Annotated in this window: 17 protein-coding genes; 8 read left to right on the forward strand and 9 right to left on the reverse strand. The window is 59.1% G+C overall.

What is annotated here, in order from left to right:
* Positions 1 to 90 precede the first annotated feature (90 nt).
* The 5 genes from C0039_RS07000 to C0039_RS07020 form a co-directional block, all read right to left on the reverse strand.
* Positions 91 to 624, reverse strand: a complete 534-nt coding sequence (locus C0039_RS07000) for a nuclear transport factor 2 family protein (RefSeq protein ID WP_076001694.1) — start codon at positions 622 to 624, stop codon at positions 91 to 93.
* A 1-nt stretch (position 625) separates the two neighbouring features.
* Positions 626 to 1,387, reverse strand: a complete 762-nt coding sequence (locus C0039_RS07005) for a pyridoxine 5'-phosphate synthase (protein ID WP_101517663.1) — start codon at positions 1,385 to 1,387, stop codon at positions 626 to 628.
* Positions 1,384 to 1,956: a peptidylprolyl isomerase gene (locus C0039_RS07010; protein WP_076001692.1), complete on the reverse strand. Its 573-nt coding sequence runs from the start codon at positions 1,954 to 1,956 to the stop codon at positions 1,384 to 1,386. The genes C0039_RS07005 and C0039_RS07010 overlap by 4 nt, the downstream gene beginning before the upstream one ends.
* A 10-nt stretch (positions 1,957 to 1,966) precedes the next feature.
* Positions 1,967 to 2,638, reverse strand: a complete 672-nt coding sequence (locus C0039_RS07015; protein ID WP_101517664.1) for a TIGR04211 family SH3 domain-containing protein — start codon at positions 2,636 to 2,638, stop codon at positions 1,967 to 1,969.
* A gap of 84 nt (positions 2,639 to 2,722) precedes the next feature.
* Positions 2,723 to 3,307: a septation protein A gene (locus C0039_RS07020; RefSeq protein WP_076001690.1), complete on the reverse strand. Its 585-nt coding sequence runs from the start codon at positions 3,305 to 3,307 to the stop codon at positions 2,723 to 2,725.
* Positions 3,308 to 3,401: 94 nt separating this feature from the next.
* On the opposite strand from C0039_RS07020, the gene C0039_RS07025 reads away from it, so the two are divergent.
* From C0039_RS07025 to rluB, 5 genes are all read left to right on the forward strand, one after another.
* A complete protein-coding gene (locus C0039_RS07025; protein ID WP_076001689.1) occupies positions 3,402 to 4,253 on the forward strand; it encodes a PHP domain-containing protein in 852 nt (283 codons plus the stop codon).
* Positions 4,250 to 4,873, forward strand: coding sequence for an L-threonylcarbamoyladenylate synthase (locus tag C0039_RS07030; protein ID WP_076001688.1), 624 nt, complete (start codon positions 4,250 to 4,252; stop codon positions 4,871 to 4,873). Before C0039_RS07025 ends, C0039_RS07030 begins: the two co-directional genes overlap by 4 nt.
* Positions 4,874 to 5,024: 151 nt before the next feature.
* Positions 5,025 to 5,825, forward strand: coding sequence for a segregation and condensation protein A (locus tag C0039_RS07035; RefSeq protein WP_232335017.1), 801 nt, complete (start codon positions 5,025 to 5,027; stop codon positions 5,823 to 5,825).
* Between the two features lies 1 nt (position 5,826).
* On the forward strand, positions 5,827 to 6,726 hold the full coding sequence (gene scpB / locus C0039_RS07040; RefSeq protein WP_101517665.1) for an SMC-Scp complex subunit ScpB: 900 nt from the start codon (positions 5,827 to 5,829) through the stop codon (positions 6,724 to 6,726).
* Between the two features lie 11 nt (positions 6,727 to 6,737).
* On the forward strand, positions 6,738 to 7,622 hold the full coding sequence (rluB, locus tag C0039_RS07045) for a 23S rRNA pseudouridine(2605) synthase RluB (protein ID WP_076001685.1): 885 nt from the start codon (positions 6,738 to 6,740) through the stop codon (positions 7,620 to 7,622).
* A 34-nt stretch (positions 7,623 to 7,656) separates the two neighbouring features.
* Here the strand turns inward: rluB and C0039_RS07050 are convergent, their stop codons facing one another.
* The 4 genes from C0039_RS07050 to C0039_RS07065 are packed head-to-tail and all read right to left on the reverse strand — an operon-like array spanning position 7,657 to position 11,182.
* Positions 7,657 to 8,415, reverse strand: coding sequence for a YciK family oxidoreductase (locus tag C0039_RS07050; protein WP_076001684.1), 759 nt, complete (start codon positions 8,413 to 8,415; stop codon positions 7,657 to 7,659).
* A 15-nt stretch (positions 8,416 to 8,430) separates the two neighbouring features.
* Positions 8,431 to 9,141 carry an HAD family hydrolase gene (locus tag C0039_RS07055; protein ID WP_076001683.1) on the reverse strand — a complete coding sequence of 237 codons (711 nt, stop codon included), beginning with the start codon at positions 9,139 to 9,141 and terminating at the stop codon, positions 8,431 to 8,433.
* Positions 9,138 to 9,848 carry a bifunctional 2-polyprenyl-6-hydroxyphenol methylase/3-demethylubiquinol 3-O-methyltransferase UbiG gene (gene ubiG / locus C0039_RS07060; RefSeq protein WP_101517666.1) on the reverse strand — a complete coding sequence of 237 codons (711 nt, stop codon included), beginning with the start codon at positions 9,846 to 9,848 and terminating at the stop codon, positions 9,138 to 9,140. The genes C0039_RS07055 and ubiG overlap by 4 nt, the downstream gene beginning before the upstream one ends.
* Positions 9,845 to 11,182: a TRZ/ATZ family hydrolase gene (locus C0039_RS07065; RefSeq protein WP_101517667.1), complete on the reverse strand. Its 1,338-nt coding sequence runs from the start codon at positions 11,180 to 11,182 to the stop codon at positions 9,845 to 9,847. The genes ubiG and C0039_RS07065 overlap by 4 nt, the downstream gene beginning before the upstream one ends.
* A 286-nt stretch (positions 11,183 to 11,468) precedes the next feature.
* Here C0039_RS07065 and gyrA point away from each other — a divergent pair, with 286 nt between their 5' ends.
* The 3 genes from gyrA to pheA are packed head-to-tail and all read left to right on the forward strand — an operon-like array spanning position 11,469 to position 16,316.
* Entirely contained in the window at positions 11,469 to 14,108 is a 2,640-nt protein-coding gene (gene gyrA / locus C0039_RS07070) for a DNA gyrase subunit A (protein WP_101517668.1), read from the forward strand.
* Positions 14,105 to 15,184 (forward strand): 3-phosphoserine/phosphohydroxythreonine transaminase, encoded by a 1,080-nt coding sequence (gene serC, locus C0039_RS07075; protein ID WP_101517669.1) that lies wholly within the window; start codon positions 14,105 to 14,107, stop codon positions 15,182 to 15,184. The genes gyrA and serC overlap by 4 nt, the downstream gene beginning before the upstream one ends.
* Positions 15,185 to 15,188: 4 nt before the next feature.
* Complete coding sequence (gene pheA / locus C0039_RS07080; RefSeq protein WP_101517670.1) at positions 15,189 to 16,316, forward strand: prephenate dehydratase; 1,128 nt, start codon at positions 15,189 to 15,191, stop codon at positions 16,314 to 16,316.
* Position 16,317: the final 1 nt, after the last annotated feature.

Raw genomic sequence — 16,317 nt, forward strand, 5'->3', positions numbered from 1 at the left:
AGCGGAGCAGCTGTACAGGACCGGCTGCGTTTCGCGGCGGCCCGACATTCAGCGGAGCAGATGTACAGGCCCGGCTGCGTTTCGCAGACGTTATCGTTCACCCCATTTTAACAATTTGAAGAAATCATAGGAAGGATCGTCCAGGCCGGGTTTGCCGATATGCGAACCCTGCACCAGCGGGTGGTCCAGTTGCACCGTAGAGGGGTTGTTCACCGTTGCCCAGTCTGCCACCACCGCGCGTGCCGAATACTTCCATACACCCTCGCGTTTTTCATAGCGGTCAAAGTAGCGTCCACCAATCAGCAGGTCCATGGGTTCTGCGTCGGTTCGTATCCTGTGGAATGCCAATACGTAAATCTCGCCTTCTGCGTAATCGCCATCAAGAGCGAGATTAATGTTGGTGACATTGTGATGGAGAATCTCCATCGGCGCCTGTATCTGTGGGAGCTGGTCTATGAATTCCATTGCCAGCCCCTTGAAAAAACCGCCGTGGTCATCTGTCGCGTCGGGGTGATAGAGTTGTCTCAGCTTATCCAGGTCATGACGATCCGATGCGTTGCAGTAGGCATAAACCAGATCGGTGATGTCCTGCTTGTCGAGCAGGGCTTGCAGTCTTGCGTCCATTTTATTTTCCCAGTGCAGCCTGATAGGCGTTGACGGCGTTTGCCAGGCCCATGCGAATCGCGTCCACCGTCAGTGCATGGCCAATGGACACTTCCAACAGGCCCGGAAGTGAAGCGAAGCGAGGCAGGTTGTCCAGATCAAGGTCGTGACCGGCATTCACGCCAAGGCCAACTTCCGCCGCAACCTCTGCGGCGTTGACAAACTGCTGGAACACGGCGTCCACTTTTTGTCCTGTTCTGTAGGCCTGGGCGTAGGATTCTGTGTACAGCTCGATGCGATCGGTTCCCGTTTGTGCTGCCAGGCGAATCTGTTGTGGGTCCGGATCCATAAACAGGCTTGTGCGAATACCCAGGGACCGTAATTCTTCCACCAATGGCGCTACGCGATCCCCATCCCGTCGCAGGTCGAAGCCATGGTCAGAGGTGAGCTGCCCGTCTGTGTCCGGCACCAGAGTGCATTGCGCTGGGCGGATTTCGCGCACCAGGTTCATGAAACCGGGATAGTCGCCAACACCCGGGCGCTCGCTCTTGCGTGCAGAGGTGAAAGGGTTTCCCTCGATATTGAACTCCACCTTCAGCATGGCGGCGAGATCAAAGCAGTCACTGGCGCGGATGTGGCGTTGGTCTGGTCTTGGGTGAACAGTTATACCGTCGGCGCCGGCGTCTATGCACAGCTGTGCGTGTGCCGGGACACTGGGGTTGGTGGTATCCCGAGAATTGCGAATCAGTGCGATTTTATTCAGGTTGACCGAGAGCGCGATCATAGCAGTGACTGGCGGGTCACCTCGAGAATGGTAATCGGCTGCAGCGGCACATTCTGGTGGCCACCCACATTGCCGGTGGGCGCGGTGACGATATAGTCGACCACGCTCATGCCTTCTATCACTTCGCCAAAAACGGTGTACCCGGGCTGGCCTGGTGACCAGTCAAGGCGCAGGTTATTGCGCACGTTGATAAAAAACTGGGAGGTGGCGGAGTCGGGGTCATTGGTTCGCGCCATGGCCACGGTACCGCGGGTATTGTGCAGGCGGTTGTTTGACTCGCTGGCAACCGGTTCACGGGTTTCTTTCTCGCTCATATCCGGCAGGAAGCCACCGCCCTGGACCATAAAGTCGGGAATGACGCGATGGAAGATGGTGCCGTTATAAAAGCCCGCATCCACATAGGCGAGGAAGTTGTCTACCGTGGCGGGTGCCTTGTCCCGGAAGAGTCGCAGGGTGATGCTTCCGTCTGACGTTTTCAATGTAACCAGCGGATTGGGTGCATGGCTCTCTTCTGCCAGAGACAGTGTTGAAATCAGGCAGGTCAGGGTGAAAAACAGGGTACGTAACATGGGTATCTCCTCAGGCCCAGCTGGAGCTTTTACGGCGCTTGGGCCACAGCCTAGGGACCACTAGTGTAATGATGACGCCCAGCAGGACTGCCAGCGCGCCGTTAAGAAAATCTTCGCTTTCCAGCTTATCCCCAAGGCGCGCATTCTCCGCCTCCAGCATGTCCACCTCGGATCGCAGGTGCTCGGTTTCCTGTACCAGCCTGCGATTATCGGTGTCCAGTTTCACCGCTTTGCCAGAAATCTTTTTCAAGTCTGCCAGTTCCCTGGAAACGCTGTCCAGTTCTGAACCCGTGGTGTTCGCCTTGCTGGCCAACTGGCTTTTTTCTGTCTGCAGGGCTGACAACTGTGCGCTTAGTTGCTTGTTTTTCGTCGAAAGCTGTTCCGCACGCGCCTCTGCTGCGGGCAGCTTGACCTGTGCCGGTGCGGTAGCGGTGAGGAATTCGGTCGTGACCCACCCGGTGGTGCCGCGGCTGGTGGTAACCTCTGCCCATTTGCCATCACCGCTGGTGCGGGCAACGTCCAGGCGGGCTCCAGGTTTGAGCTTACCGGCCCAGCGGTACTCCTTACCAGGCCCGGTGTGCAGCACCACAAACACTTCGTCGCTGATATAACGCACATCCTGAGCCGCGGCGGGCAGTGCCACGCATAGTGAAAAAAGAAATATTTTAATAAAACGCAACACAACCGGTTTCCTTGTCAGCGTAACGAAAAGCGGCGCTAGTTTACCGCCGATACATCGAGATTTGTAGGCACTCGCCGCGGCGACCTAGCCCTGCGGGTTCTCTTCTTTCAGGTGAGGGCTTATTAGCAGTGCCGTCAGCACGGTCAGGGCAAGGGTAAAGCCAATGGCAGAATAGAGTTTATAGCTGACCCAGGTGGCCTCGGAAAAACCATAGGCAACCACCAGGTTGAGTGCGCCTACGATGGCAAAGTTGCTTACCCAGAGCAGGTTTAGCCTGGTCCAGACAGGCTTGGGCAGGCGAATCTGGCTGCCCAGCGTCCGCTCCATCAGGTTCTTTTCGCCGATGAACTGTGAGGCACCAAAAGCAATAGCCAGTGCCCAGTTAAAAATGGTCGGCTTCCACTGGATGAACAGTTCATTGCGCAGAATTAATGTAGCGCCGCCGAAAACGCACACGGCCAGCAGCATCCACACGGCGCGTTTCTCAAATTCGCGGGTAATTGCATAGGTTAGGGCCACCTGGACCAGCGTGGCGGCCATTAATACAGCAGTGGCCGAGTATATGCCGTCAAAGGTGTAGCGCCAGTCGCCCAGCGACACTGCCTCGCCGTTGAGCTGGTAGACGATAAAAAACAGGGCGATAGGGACGAATTCTGCCAGTTGCTTCATGGTGTGCCGGGTACCTTGCCTGTTATCATTGGGGTCTTCTTTAATGCTCCCGCGGACGCCTTTAGTGGTTCCGGGGTCGCCAAGTGTAAAGATTGTGCTGATCGACTTCCATACCCATACCACAGCTTCCGATGGGGCGTTGACCCCGGCCGAGCTACTCGACCGCGCTGCTGAGCGCGGCGTAGGCCTGTTGGCGATCACGGATCACGACACGGATGCCGGATACCGCGCCGCTTGCACCTTGCGCGATAACTACCCCGATGTCAGCCTGATACCCGGTGTCGAGCTATCCTGCCGTTGGTCGGGGACCACCATTCATATTGTGGGCCTGGGCGTGGACTTCGACCATCCCGCGATGCGCGAAGCGCTGGCGTACCTGAATAAGGCCAGGGCAGAGCGGGGCACGATCATCGCCAGTCGTTTGGAAAGCCGGGGCTACCATGGCGCGCTGGAAGGGGCGCTGGCTGAAGCGGGTGAGAGTCAGTTGGGGCGCCCGCACTTTTCCGCATGGATGGTGAAAGAAGGGCACGTGAAGGATCCACAGGCAGCTTTTGACAAGTACCTGGGCCAGGGCAAGCCAGGAGATGTTAAAGCCTGCTGGCCGGAACTGGCAGAGGTAGTCGGGTGGATAGTCGCCGCAGGCGGCGTGGCAGTACTCGCCCACCCGCTCAAGTACAAGTTTACGCGCATGAAGCTGCGGCGCCTGGTGCTGGACTTCATCGCTGCCGGGGGCAGCGCAATTGAGGTGCTGAGCGGCCGGCAAACAGCGGACCAGGTAGCACAGCTGCAGCGGCTGGCCGGTGAGTTCGAGCTACTGAGTTCCGCCGGCAGTGATTTTCACCGGGATGGTCCCTACAACCCCGAGATAGGTGTAGAATTGCGCCGTCTTGAGGGCCGCGCCGCCGTTTGGCAGCGTTGGCAGGCAGTTGACGAGGGCCAGCAGTGAGTCAGTTTTTCCAAATCCACCCGGATAACCCCCAGGCGCGCCTGGTGCGCCAGGCTGCGGATGTTATCCGTGATGGCGGCGTCGTGGTCTACCCCACGGACTCCGCTTACGCGATCGGTTGCCATATCGGCGACAAGAATGCCCTTGACCGCATTCGCCGTATCCGCAAGCTCGACGATCGTCACAACTTTACCCTGGTTTGCCGCGACTTGTCGGAGATTGCCAGTTATGCCCGGGTCGACAATGCTGTTTATCGCCTCCTCAAGCACTGCACGCCTGGGCCCTATACCTTTATTCTGCGCGCGACCTCTGAAGTGCCGCGTCGACTCATGCACCCGAAGCGTAAAACCGTGGGCCTGCGGGTCCCGGAAAACAACATTGCCCAGGCACTGCTCGCCGACCTGGGCGAGCCAATGATGAGCGTTACCTTGATCATGCCCGGCGACGATTACCCCCTGATTGACCCCTACGACATTCGCGAGACCCTGCAGCATGACGTCGATGCTGTGATAGACGGCGGTTACTGCGGAATGGAGGCCACCACGGTGGTGGACCTGGTTGAAGACAGCCCGCTGGTGCTGCGTGCTGGCAAGGGAGATATTGCCCCATTTGAGAATTGATCAGGTATACTGCAGCCAAGTAAGCAAAGGTATCCCCGTGTCAGTTAACGAACCCAATTCCGAAGCGCAGACCGGGACCGAGGACAAGCCCTCCGCGGCGCCACGGCAAGCTGATGGCGCCCAGTCGGCAGCCCCGGGGCACACAGCCCACATTCACCCCAGTCAGCCCCAACAGGGAGAAATGCCCTTCGCTGTGGTCATGGGCCAGGCGATGACTGAACTGCCCAAGGATCTGTACATTCCGCCCCAGGCGCTGGAAGTATTCCTCGAGGCATTCGAGGGCCCGCTGGACCTTCTGCTCTACCTGATCAAGCGTCAGAACCTCGATATCCTCGAGATTGATGTATCCAAAATCACCCACCAGTACATGCAGTACGTGGAATTGATGGATGCGGTGCAGTTTGAGCTCGCTGCGGAATACCTGCTGATGGCGGCGATGCTCGCGGAAATCAAGTCGCGCATGCTGCTGCCGCGTTCCAGCGATGTGGAAGAAGACGAGGAGGACCCGCGGGCACAGCTTATCCGTCGCCTGCAGGAATACGAGCGCTTCAAGAAGGCTGCCGAGGATATCGAGGAGATGCCGCGCATCGAGCGCGACACCTGGGTTGGAAGCGCCAACCCGCCGGACATTAATCGTGCCCGCCCGGACCCGGATGTGGACATGCGCGAACTGCTGGTGGCCTTGTCCGAAGTGCTGCGTCGCGCGGACATGTATGAAAGCCACCACATCCAGCGCGAGGCCCTGTCCACCCGCGAACGCATGTCTGATGTGCTGGAGCAGCTGGCGGGCCAGCAGTTTCTGCCCTTCGTGGCATTGTTCAGCGCGGAAGAGGGGCGTCTCGGCGTCGTCGTTACGTTCCTGGCGGTCATGGAGCTTATCAAGGAATCACTGGTGGAGATTGTGCAGACCGACCCCTTCGGTCCTATCCACGTCAAGGCAAGGTCAGAATAAGATGGCGGAAACAGGTCTGGTGCAGATTGTCGAAGGTGCGCTGCTGGCGGCGGGTAAGGCCCTTACCGTGGCGCAGTTGGGTGAGCTGTTCGAAGAACATGAGCGGCCCGAGAATGCGCAGATCCGCGAGGCATTGCAAGAAGTCGCAGAACGGTGTGAGGATCGGGGCTTTGAACTGGTCGAGGTGGCCAGTGGGTTTCGTTTCCAGGTGCGGCAGGGGTTGAGCACCTGGGTAGCCCGGCTGTGGCATGAGCGCCCCGCGCGATACTCCCGGGCGCTGCTGGAAACCCTGGCATTGATTGCCTATCGCCAGCCCATAACCCGCGGCGAGATCGAGGAGATTCGTGGTGTGGCGGTGAGTTCCAATATTATCAAGACGCTGCATGAGCGCGAGTGGATTCGGGTTGTGGGCCACCGTGATGTACCCGGTCGACCAGCGATGTACGCGACTACGCGGCAGTTCCTCGATTATTTTAATCTGAAAAACCTGGATCAACTGCCTGCGCTGGCGGAGATCCGCGACCTCGACACACTCAACGCCGAACTCGGCTTCACTGACCCCGTGAAGGAGAAAGATGATGAGGCTGGCGGCACCCCGGGCGAGGGCAGCCCGGAACTCACTGTAGTTGGCGGCATCGACCACAACCCGGGCGCCGACCCGGTGTCCACCGTAGCGTCGGGGGCAGACACAGACACAGACATAGACACAGACACAGACCAGGACAGTGAAACGCCCACCGAGGAAGAGCCGGAAAGCGCCGGCGACCTGGCCGAAGCCATGGAAGGTTTGCAGGTCACGGGTGAGACGGCAACGGGTGACGCACAGGAGGTCGTTGAAGGGGCTGCGGACACGGAGCAGTCCGACGATATCGAGGCCGTAAAGCCCGAGAGCCAGGCCTAGGTTCGCGTCGTATGAAAGAAAAAGCCGGTTCCGGCGCCGCAGACGCGCCGGCTAACAACCCTTCCGGGGAAAAACTGCAAAAAGTGCTCGCCCGCAGCGGGCTTGGTTCGCGGCGTGAGATGGAGCGCTGGATCGAGCAGGGTCGAGTGACCGTGGAAGGCCGTCCCGCCAGGCTGGGCGACCGGGTCGGCAATACCGCCAGAATTGCGGTGGATGGTAAGCCACTGGATACGGCATCCGCCCAGGAAACGCGCTGCATTCTCTATCATAAACCCACAGGGGAGGTTTGCTCACGCAAGGATCCCCAGGGTCGACGGACTGTGTTTGAGCGCTTACCCAAACCCAGGGCTGGGCGTTGGATATCGATCGGCCGTCTGGATTACAACACCTCGGGCCTGCTGCTGTTTACTACAGATGGTGAGCTGGCCAACAAACTGATGCACCCTTCCTCAAACATCGAGCGTGAGTATATGGTGCGGGTTATGGGCCAGTGGGACGAGGCCATGCTGCAGCGTCTGCTGGAGGGCGTTATGTTGGATGATGGAATGGCGCGCTTCACTGATATCCAGGACGGCGGCGGCGATGGCATCAACCACTGGTTCTACGTGGTGCTGATGGAGGGTCGTAACCGCGAGGTGCGCAGGCTCTGGGAGTCGCAGGGGTTGACGGTGTCGCGACTCAAGCGGGTGCGCTACGGCGATGTGTTCATTCCTTCAAAGGTGAAGCAGGGGCAGTGGGTTGAACTTGAGCCCAAGGAAGTCAAATCGCTTTACCGCATGGCAGAGATGCCGCTCAAGCAGCAAAAGCGCGGGACAATGAAGGAGCGCGAAAAAATGCAGCGTCAGTTTGCCAAGCGTCGTGGGCCCGCGTCTGCCCGGGGCCGGGGTAAGTCCTGATTCCTTGCACTTTCCGTTTCCCGGCCCGGCAGCGTTACTGGGCGTCGAACGAAACTCCAGTGACCCCGATACTGTCCTCTCCCATCAGGTACAGGTAAGTAGCCATGATCTCTGCAGGTGAGGGGTTGTCCGTAGGCCGTTCAGCGGGATAGGCAGTGTTGCGCATTACGGTGTTGGTGGCGCCCGGATTGATGCAGTTCACGCGCACATTGGAGGTGTTTTCCAGCTCGCTGGAGAGTACCTGCATAAAACCTTCTGTGGCGAACTTGGACACCGCGTAAGCACCCCAGAATGCTCGACCTGTGCGGCCGACGCCGGACGAGGTGCAGACGACTGAAGCCGAGGGCGCCGCCTGCAGCAGAGGGAGCAGGTAGCGGGTCAGCACAAACTGCGCGTTCACGTTAACTTGCATCACCTCTTGCCACGCCGCGAACGTGGCGCTTTCTATGGGGCGGCGCTCTCCCAGCATACTGGCGTTGTGCAGCAGGCCATCAAGGTGGCCGAACTCCTCACCCAGGCCTTGCGCAAGGTGCATACACTGCTCTTCAGTCACTTTAGCCAGGTCTATCTCCACCAGTGCCGGCTTGGGGTGACCCGCGGCTTCAATCGCGTCATAGACCGCTTCCAGTTTACTCTCCGTCCTCCCCAGTAAAATGACAGTAGCGCCGTGCTCGGCAAAGCAGAGGGCGGCGGCTTTGCCGATGCCGTCACCGGCGCCGGTTACCAGAATCGTCTTACCCTTGAGCAGGCTGGGGCTGGGGGTGTAATCGGCAGGCAGGCGTTGGACATTCATGGCTTTGATCCGGTCTTAAAGGTTGAGAATCAGGTCGGTCAGCTGGTGACTGCAGTCAACGCGGGCGTTGGCGCCCCAGTCGTCAGCATTGTCATCCGGTTCGATGTAGCCGTAGGCAGCTGCCACGGTGTACATGCCCGCGCGCCGTCCCGCTTCAATATCGCGCAGGTGGTCCCCTACATAAATAGCTTCATGGGGTGCACATTGCAGTTCTCGACAGTTCAGGTAGAGCGACTCCGGGTGAGGCTTGCGTTCACTCACATCGTCCGGGCAGACCAGGCTGCCACAGTATTCTGCAGTAGAGCGCGTGCTTGCTGCATTGGCATCCGGTCCAGGTAACAGGCCGAGAGCGACCATCAGTGGCTCTGCATAGGCCCTCGGTTTGTTGGTGGCAACACCCCAGGCGATGCCGCGCTCGGCCAGGGCGGTCAGCAGTGGCGGAATGCCGGGATAGGGCAGGGCAGCGCTACCCAGTACATCGCTGTAGAGCTCGAGCAGGCGCAGCCGCTTGCTTTCGAAGACCGGGTCCTGCGGATCGATGCCCAGGCCCAGCGCAACCAGAGCGCGTGCGCCATTGGATACGGAGGCGCGAATGCGGGCAGGGTCCATGGCGCTCATGCCATGTTCGCTTCGCAGTTGCTGTACCACCACCACGAACTCATCAGCGGTATCCACCAGGGTTCCGTCGAGGTCAAAGAGAACGGCTTTGAGCTTGTCGCGGGTCACGCCGGCTTAACCGCCCTGATCATGTAGTTGACGCTGACGTCCCCGGGGCTCAGTCGGTAGTGCCTGGTGATGGGGTTGTAGATTAGCCCGGTCATGTCTTCCAGTATCAATCCAGCATCGCGAATCCAGGCAGCCATCTCCGAGGGCTTGATGAACTTGTCGTATTCATGGGTGCCCGCGGGTAACAGCTTGAGAATATGTTCGGCGCCGACAATGGCGAACAGGAAAGCCTTGGGATTACGATTGATCGTTGAGAAGTACAGGTTACCTCCGGGGATAGCCAGCGCGGCGCAGGCCTTGATCACCGAGCCCGGGTCGGGGACGTGCTCCAGCATTTCCAGGCAGCAGACAATGTCAAAACTGGCGGGCGTCTCATCTGCACGCTGTTCCGCCGTGCTATGCAGGTACTCAACGTCCACACCTGACTCAAGTTGGTGCAGTCTGGCCACCGCCAGCGGCGCTTCGCCCATATCTATACCCGTCACGGTGGCGCCGCGCTGGGCCATTGACTCGGCCAGGATGCCGCCACCACAGCCCACGTCAATCAGTCGCTTGCCGGCAACAGGCGAGTGCCCGTCGATGTAGTTGGCGCGCAGGGGGTTGATCTCGTGCAGGGGTTTGAACTCGCTGTTGCGGTCCCACCAGCGTGAGGCCAGCGCCTCGAATTTGGCGATTTCTGCGGGGTCTACGTTGTTTGTGCTGTTCATTGATTTTTGCCGGTTGAACTGATTTTTTCCTGCCAGGCAGCGGTGCGCTGCTGCAGGTCCTTGAGATTGATACGCGTGAGCTGGCGATTATGGAGCAGTTGTGCCCCGGCTACCCAGCTGTGGCAGACCTGGCTGCCGTTACAGGCGTAGACCAGCTGCGAGAGCGGATTGTAAAGCGGCTGGCACTCGGGGCCGGAAAGGTCCACAGCGACAATGTCTGCCTGCTTGCCCGGCTCCAGGCTGCCGATTTCCTGCTCCAGTCCCATGGCACGGGCGCCACCCATGGTCGCCATATACAGTGCGTCAGCCGCTGGCAGCGCAGCGGCGTCCCCCGCCGTGAGCTTGCCCAGCAATGCGGCTGTTTGCATTTCGGCAAACAGGTTCAGGTCATTGTTGCTGGCCGCACTGTCTGTGCCCAGGGCAACATTCACGCCGCGGTCCAGCAGCTTGCTCACCGGGCAGGCGCCTGAGGCCAGCTTCATGTTGGATTGCGGGCAATGAACAACATGAGCACCGGTGGCGGCGAGCAGGGCGATGTCCTGGTCACCCAGGTCGGTCATGTGCACACACTGGGTGCGCGGGCCAAGCAGGCCCATGGTATTGAGGCTGTCCAGCGGTCGCTCACCGTGTTCTTCAACCGCTGCGAGTACCTCGCCTGCGGTCTCGTGGAGGTGGATCTGAACCGGCAGGTCCAGTTCAGCGGCGTAGGTGGCGACCTTCAGCAGGTTCTGGGGCGATACGGTGTAGGGGGCGTGAGGGCCAAAGCCGATCTGGACAAGGCCTCGATGCTTCAGTTCGTCGCGCAGGCGCAACCCCTTGCTGATGTATTCGTCGGCATCCCTGGCCCACGCGGTAGGGAAGTCGAGGATGGGGAAGACGATCTGGCAGCGTATGCCGGCATCGACCGCGGCCGCTGCGGCGGCATCCGGGAAAAAGTACATATCGCTGAAAGTGGTTGTCCCGGCACGGAGCATTTCGGCAATTGCCAGTTCAGTGCCATCGCGAACAAAGTCTGCACTGACGTGGGCGCCCTCGGCAGGCCAGATATGTTGCTCCAGCCACGGCATCAGCGGCAGGTCGTCAGCGTAGCCACGCAGCAGGCTCATGGCCGCGTGGCCATGGGTGTTGATCATTCCCGGTATCAGGGCCTGTCCCGGCAGTGCCAATTCCCGGGCGGCAGTCAGGCTGGCGGCCTCGGCTCGCGGCAGAATGTGACTGATGCGGCCGTCGTGAATGGCCAGGCTATGGTTGGTCAGCACGGCGCCGCGGGGTACTACCGGGACAATCCAGTCCGGATGCAGCAGCGTGTCGACGGTGGACGGCGAGGTGCTCATGGATGGTCTCAGTTGACTCCGGGCGGTTGAATTGCGGTGAAAAAAGCGTCAGCAAATGACGCTGCGGGACTGAACCCGCCGGACCGTGCAGAGTATAACCGCAGCTGCCCCCGATTGTCGGTGAAATTCTTTAAAAACATGGTAGTTAGAAGCCATTTTCCGTATAATGTGCCGCTTGTATTTAGGGGCGTTCTACATTTTCTTTGCAGCCTTCCCGGAGTCCTTCCGGGTGAAGTCGCAAGCATAATAAAGCCTGTAAGCTTGACCTGAAGGAAACCTTCTCAACATGGGTGATTTAGCCAAAGAAATTCTTCCCGTCAATATCGAAGACGAGATGAAGCAGTCCTACCTTGATTACGCGATGAGCGTGATCGTCGGCAGGGCTTTACCAGACGTGCGCGATGGCCTCAAACCGGTGCATCGCCGGGTGCTCTTCGCGATGAATGAGCTTAATAACGACTGGAACAAGGCCTACAAAAAGTCCGCGCGTGTGGTGGGTGACGTGATCGGTAAATATCACCCGCATGGGGACTCGGCGGTTTACGACACCATTGTGCGTATGGCCCAGCCCTTCTCCATGCGCTACATGCTGGTGGATGGCCAGGGAAACTTCGGTTCCATCGACGGCGACAACGCCGCCGCGATGCGTTACACCGAAATCCGCATGCAGAAAATCTCCCACCAGATCCTGTCAGACCTGGACAAGGAGACCGTGGACTTTGTCGACAACTATGATGGCACGGAGCGTATTCCGGCTGTTATGCCTACCCGGGTGCCTAATCTACTAATCAATGGCTCCTCCGGTATCGCCGTGGGTATGGCAACCAATATTCCACCGCACAACCTGACCGAAGTGGTCAGCGGCTGCCTGGCCTTGTTGGGCAACCCCGACCTGACTGTCGATGAGCTCATGGAACACATCCCGGGACCTGATTTCCCCACTGCTGCCATCATCAACGGTCGAGCCGGCATTATCCAGGCGTACCGCACTGGGCGCGGACGGATATACGTGCGTGCCCGCGCGGAAGTGATTCATGATGAGAAGCGCGGTAAGGACATCATTATCATTCACGAGTTGCCCTATCAGTTGAACAAGGCGCGACTGATCGAGCGTATTGCCGAGCTGGTGAAAGAAAAGAAAATCGAGGGTATCACCGAGCTGCGAGACGAGTCCGACAAGGACGGCCTGCGCGTGGTGATCGAGTTACGCCGTGGTGAGGTGGGTGATGTTGTACTCAATAACCTCTATGCGCAGACCCAGCTGCAAACCGTGTTCGGCATTAACATGGTGGCGCTGGTCGATGGGCAGCCGAAGATTCTCAATCTCAAGGAGATCATCGAAGCCTTTATTCGTCACCGGCGCGAGGTGGTAACCCGGCGCACAGTCTACCTGTTGCGCAAGGCCAAGGAGCGCGGGCACCTGCTTGAAGGCCTGGCCATCGCCCTGGCAAATATCGATCCGGTGATCGAACTGATCAAGTCCTCGCCCAGCTCCGCCGAGGCCAAGGAAAAGCTGATAGCGCGCCCCTGGTTGCCCGGTGACGTCATGGGTATGTTGGAGCGAGCGGGCGAGGATGCCTGCCGCCCGGACGGTCTCGAAGCACAGTACGGGCTGCGTGAAGGGGAATACCACCTTTCACCGGCGCAGGCACAGGCTATTCTCGAACTGCGTTTGCACCGTTTGACGGGCCTGGAGCATGAAAAGCTGCTGCAGGAGTACGAGGAAAAGCTTCGAGAGATTACCGGTTACCTCGAGATACTCTCTGACCCCGAGCGATTGAAAGTGGTGATCCGCGAGGAACTGGAAGAAATCGTCACGGAGTATGGCGACGAGCGGCGGACTGAAATTACCGCATCCCAGCATGACCTCACGGTGGAAGACCTGATTACCGAGGAAGACAGGGTGGTCACTATTTCTCACGGAGGCTACGCCAAGACGCAGCCGCTGTCGGATTACCAGGCCCAGCGTCGTGGCGGCACAGGCAAGTCTGCTACCGCAGTGAAAGACGAAGACTTTGTCGAGCATCTGCTGATTGCCAGCACCCATGCCACGATTCTGTGTTTCTCCAACCAGGGCAAGGTCTACTGGCTGAAGGTCTACCAGATACCGCTATCAGGGCGTAATTCCCGTGGTCGTCCCATGGTGAACCTGCTGCCCCTGGAAGAAGGCGAGAGAGTGACGTCTATTCTTCCCGTTGAGGAGTATACGGAGGGCCACTACATCTTTATGGCCACCGCAAATGGCACGGTGAAGAAGACAGCCCTTACTGATTTCTCTCGCCAGCGCAGCGTAGGTCTGCGCGCGCTGGAGTTGGAGGAGGGCGATGTGCTGTTGGGCACGGCCGTTACCACCGGCGACTGTGATGTGATGCTGCTCTCCAGTGAGGGTAAAGCGGTGCGTTTCCGCGAAGGCGACGTGCGCGCCATGGGCCGGACAGCCCGGGGTGTGCGCGGTATCAAGCTCGGCGAAGGCCACAGCATGATTTCGTTGATCATCCCCCGCGAGGATGGGCGGTTGCTCACGGTGTCTGAAAACGGTTATGGCAAACGTACTGAAATGAGTGAGTTCCCGACCAAGGGCCGCGGTAACAAGGGTGTGATTGCCATGCAGACCAGTGACCGCAATGGCCGCCTGGTCGGCGGTGTACAGGTTTTCGAGGGCGACGAGCTGATGCTGATCTCCAACCAGGGAACGTTGGTGCGTACCCGTGCCGACGAAATCTCGGTGTTGGGCAGGAATACACAGGGTGTGCGCGTCATCCGCACCAAGGACGGCGAGTCGTTGGTGAGCGTTGAGCGTATCGATGAGCCCGCGGTCGATGAGACCGACTCCGTTGATGTTGATACCGGGGGTGCCGTACCGCCCGCAGTCGCTTCTCCTGATGCTGCGCCAGCGGAAAATGAAGACAAGGAACCAGAAGAATGACCCGTCGTTACAACTTTTGCGCTGGCCCTGCCGCGCTGCCCGAGCCGGTTCTGGAGCAGGCTCGCGACGAGATGCTCGACTGGCACGGGGCCGGCCTGTCCATCATGGAGATGAGTCACCGCAGTCCTGAAATAGTTGGTGTGGCCCAGCGCGCCGAGGCAACCCTGCGTGATCTGATGGGCATTGGTGATGACTATGCCGTGTTGTTCCTGCAGGGTGGTGCCAGCACACAGTTTGCTGCCGTGCCGCTGAACCTGTTGAGCGAGGGGGGTGTTGCCGACTACGTCAACACAGGGCAGTGGTCGAAGAAGGCCATCGCCGAGGGCAAACGCTTCGGCAACGTGAACGTCGCCGCCAGTTCCGAGGACACCCGATTTACCACGATTCCTGCTCGGGAGACATGGCAGTTGTCGGCCAGTGCCGATTACCTGCACTACACCCCCAACGAAACAATTGGTGGTGTTGAATACTTCTGGGTACCCGAAACGCAAGCACCGCTGGTTGTGGATATGTCTTCCACGATCCTTTCCCGCCCGGTTAACGTGGCGGATTACGGCGTCATATACGCCGGTGCGCAGAAAAACATCGGGCCGGCTGGGCTGACATTGGTCATCGTCCGCAAGGACCTGCTGGGCAAGGCCGATGCCAGGTGCCCGGCCATGCTCGACTGGAAGACCGCGGCAGATAACGATTCCATGTACAACACTCCGCCTACCTATGCCCTTTATCTCGCTGGCCTGGTATTTGAGTGGCTCAAGGGGCAGGGCGGTCTTGACGCCATGGAAGTGATCAACCGTCGCAAGGCTGAGAAACTGTATGCCGCCATTGACGGCTCTGCGTTCTATGCCAATCCCGTTGAGCTGCAGAGCCGGTCCCTGATGAACATACCGTTTACCCTGGCCGATGCCAACCTGGACAAGGCGTTCCTGGTAGAGTCAGAGGCGGCCGGCCTGCTCAATCTCAAAGGCCATCGCAGCGTGGGTGGTATGCGTGCCAGTATCTATAACGCTGTCGGCGAGGATGCGGTGGATGCACTCATCGCATTCATGCAGGACTTTGAGCGGCGTAACGGCTGAATACATGACGGACAAACCGGACAAACGGAGCCTGGATCAGGTCAGGGCGGATATCGACGCTATCGACCGCGAGATACAGGAATTGATCAGCCGCCGCGCCAAATGTGCACAGCGTGTAGCCGATATAAAACTGGCCGAGGTATTGGCGGCCCGTGAGGCCGGTGACGCCACAGCCGAAGTGGTTTACTACCGCCCCGAGCGCGAGGCGCAGGTGTTGCACCGCATTATGGAGCGCAATCAGGGGCCGCTTGCAGGCGAGACGGTCGCTCACGTGTTTCGAGAGATCATGTCCGCTTGTCTGGCGCTGGAGAAACCGCTGCAGGTGGCGTATCTGGGCCCCGAGGGCACCTTCACCCAGGCTGCGGCGATCAAGCACTTCGGCCACGCAGCAGTCTGCGTATCCCAGCCCACTATCGACAGCGTGTTTTCCCAGGTCGAGTCAGGCGAATGTAATTATGGCGTGGTGCCGGTGGAGAACTCTACCGAGGGCATGGTCAGCCATACGCTGGACAACTTCATGGACTCCGGGCTGAAGATTTCCGGCGAAGTGGAAATGGCGATCACTCACCACCTGCTGGTAGCTGCAGCGACGTCGGCCGAGGATGTCACCCGCATCTGTGCACATGAACAGGCGCTGGCGCAGTGTCGTAATTGGCTGGACCAGCATTGGCCGGCTGTTCCGCGAGAAGCGGTGAGCAGCAATGGAGAGGCCGCCAGGATCGCTGCTCAATCCCCGGGTGTGGCAGCGATTGCAGGCGATATGGCGGCTGAGCTTTACGGCCTGGATAAACTCGCACAGCATATAGAGGACTACGCGGATAACACCACGCGATTCCTGATTATCGGGCGTGAAGAAGTGCCGCCCTCTGGTAACGACAAAACCTCGATTATTGTTTCCAGCCGCAACAAGCCCGGTGCGCTGTATTTACTCCTCGACCCCTTCCGCAAGGCAGGTGTCAGCCTGACCCGCATTGATACCCGGCCGTCGCGCACGGAAAAGTGGGCCTATGTGTTCTTTATTGAGTTTGAAGGGCATTTGCAGGACGAGAAAATCGCCGCCATTGTCAGCGAGTTGGAGGAACAGTCCATTCTGCTCAAGCCCCTGGGGTCCTACCCGCAGGCGGTACTGTAAG

It is taken from the genome of Pseudohalioglobus lutimaris (genome assembly GCF_002866825.1).
GTDB classification, from domain to species: Bacteria; Pseudomonadota; Gammaproteobacteria; order Pseudomonadales; family Halieaceae; genus Halioglobus; species Halioglobus lutimaris.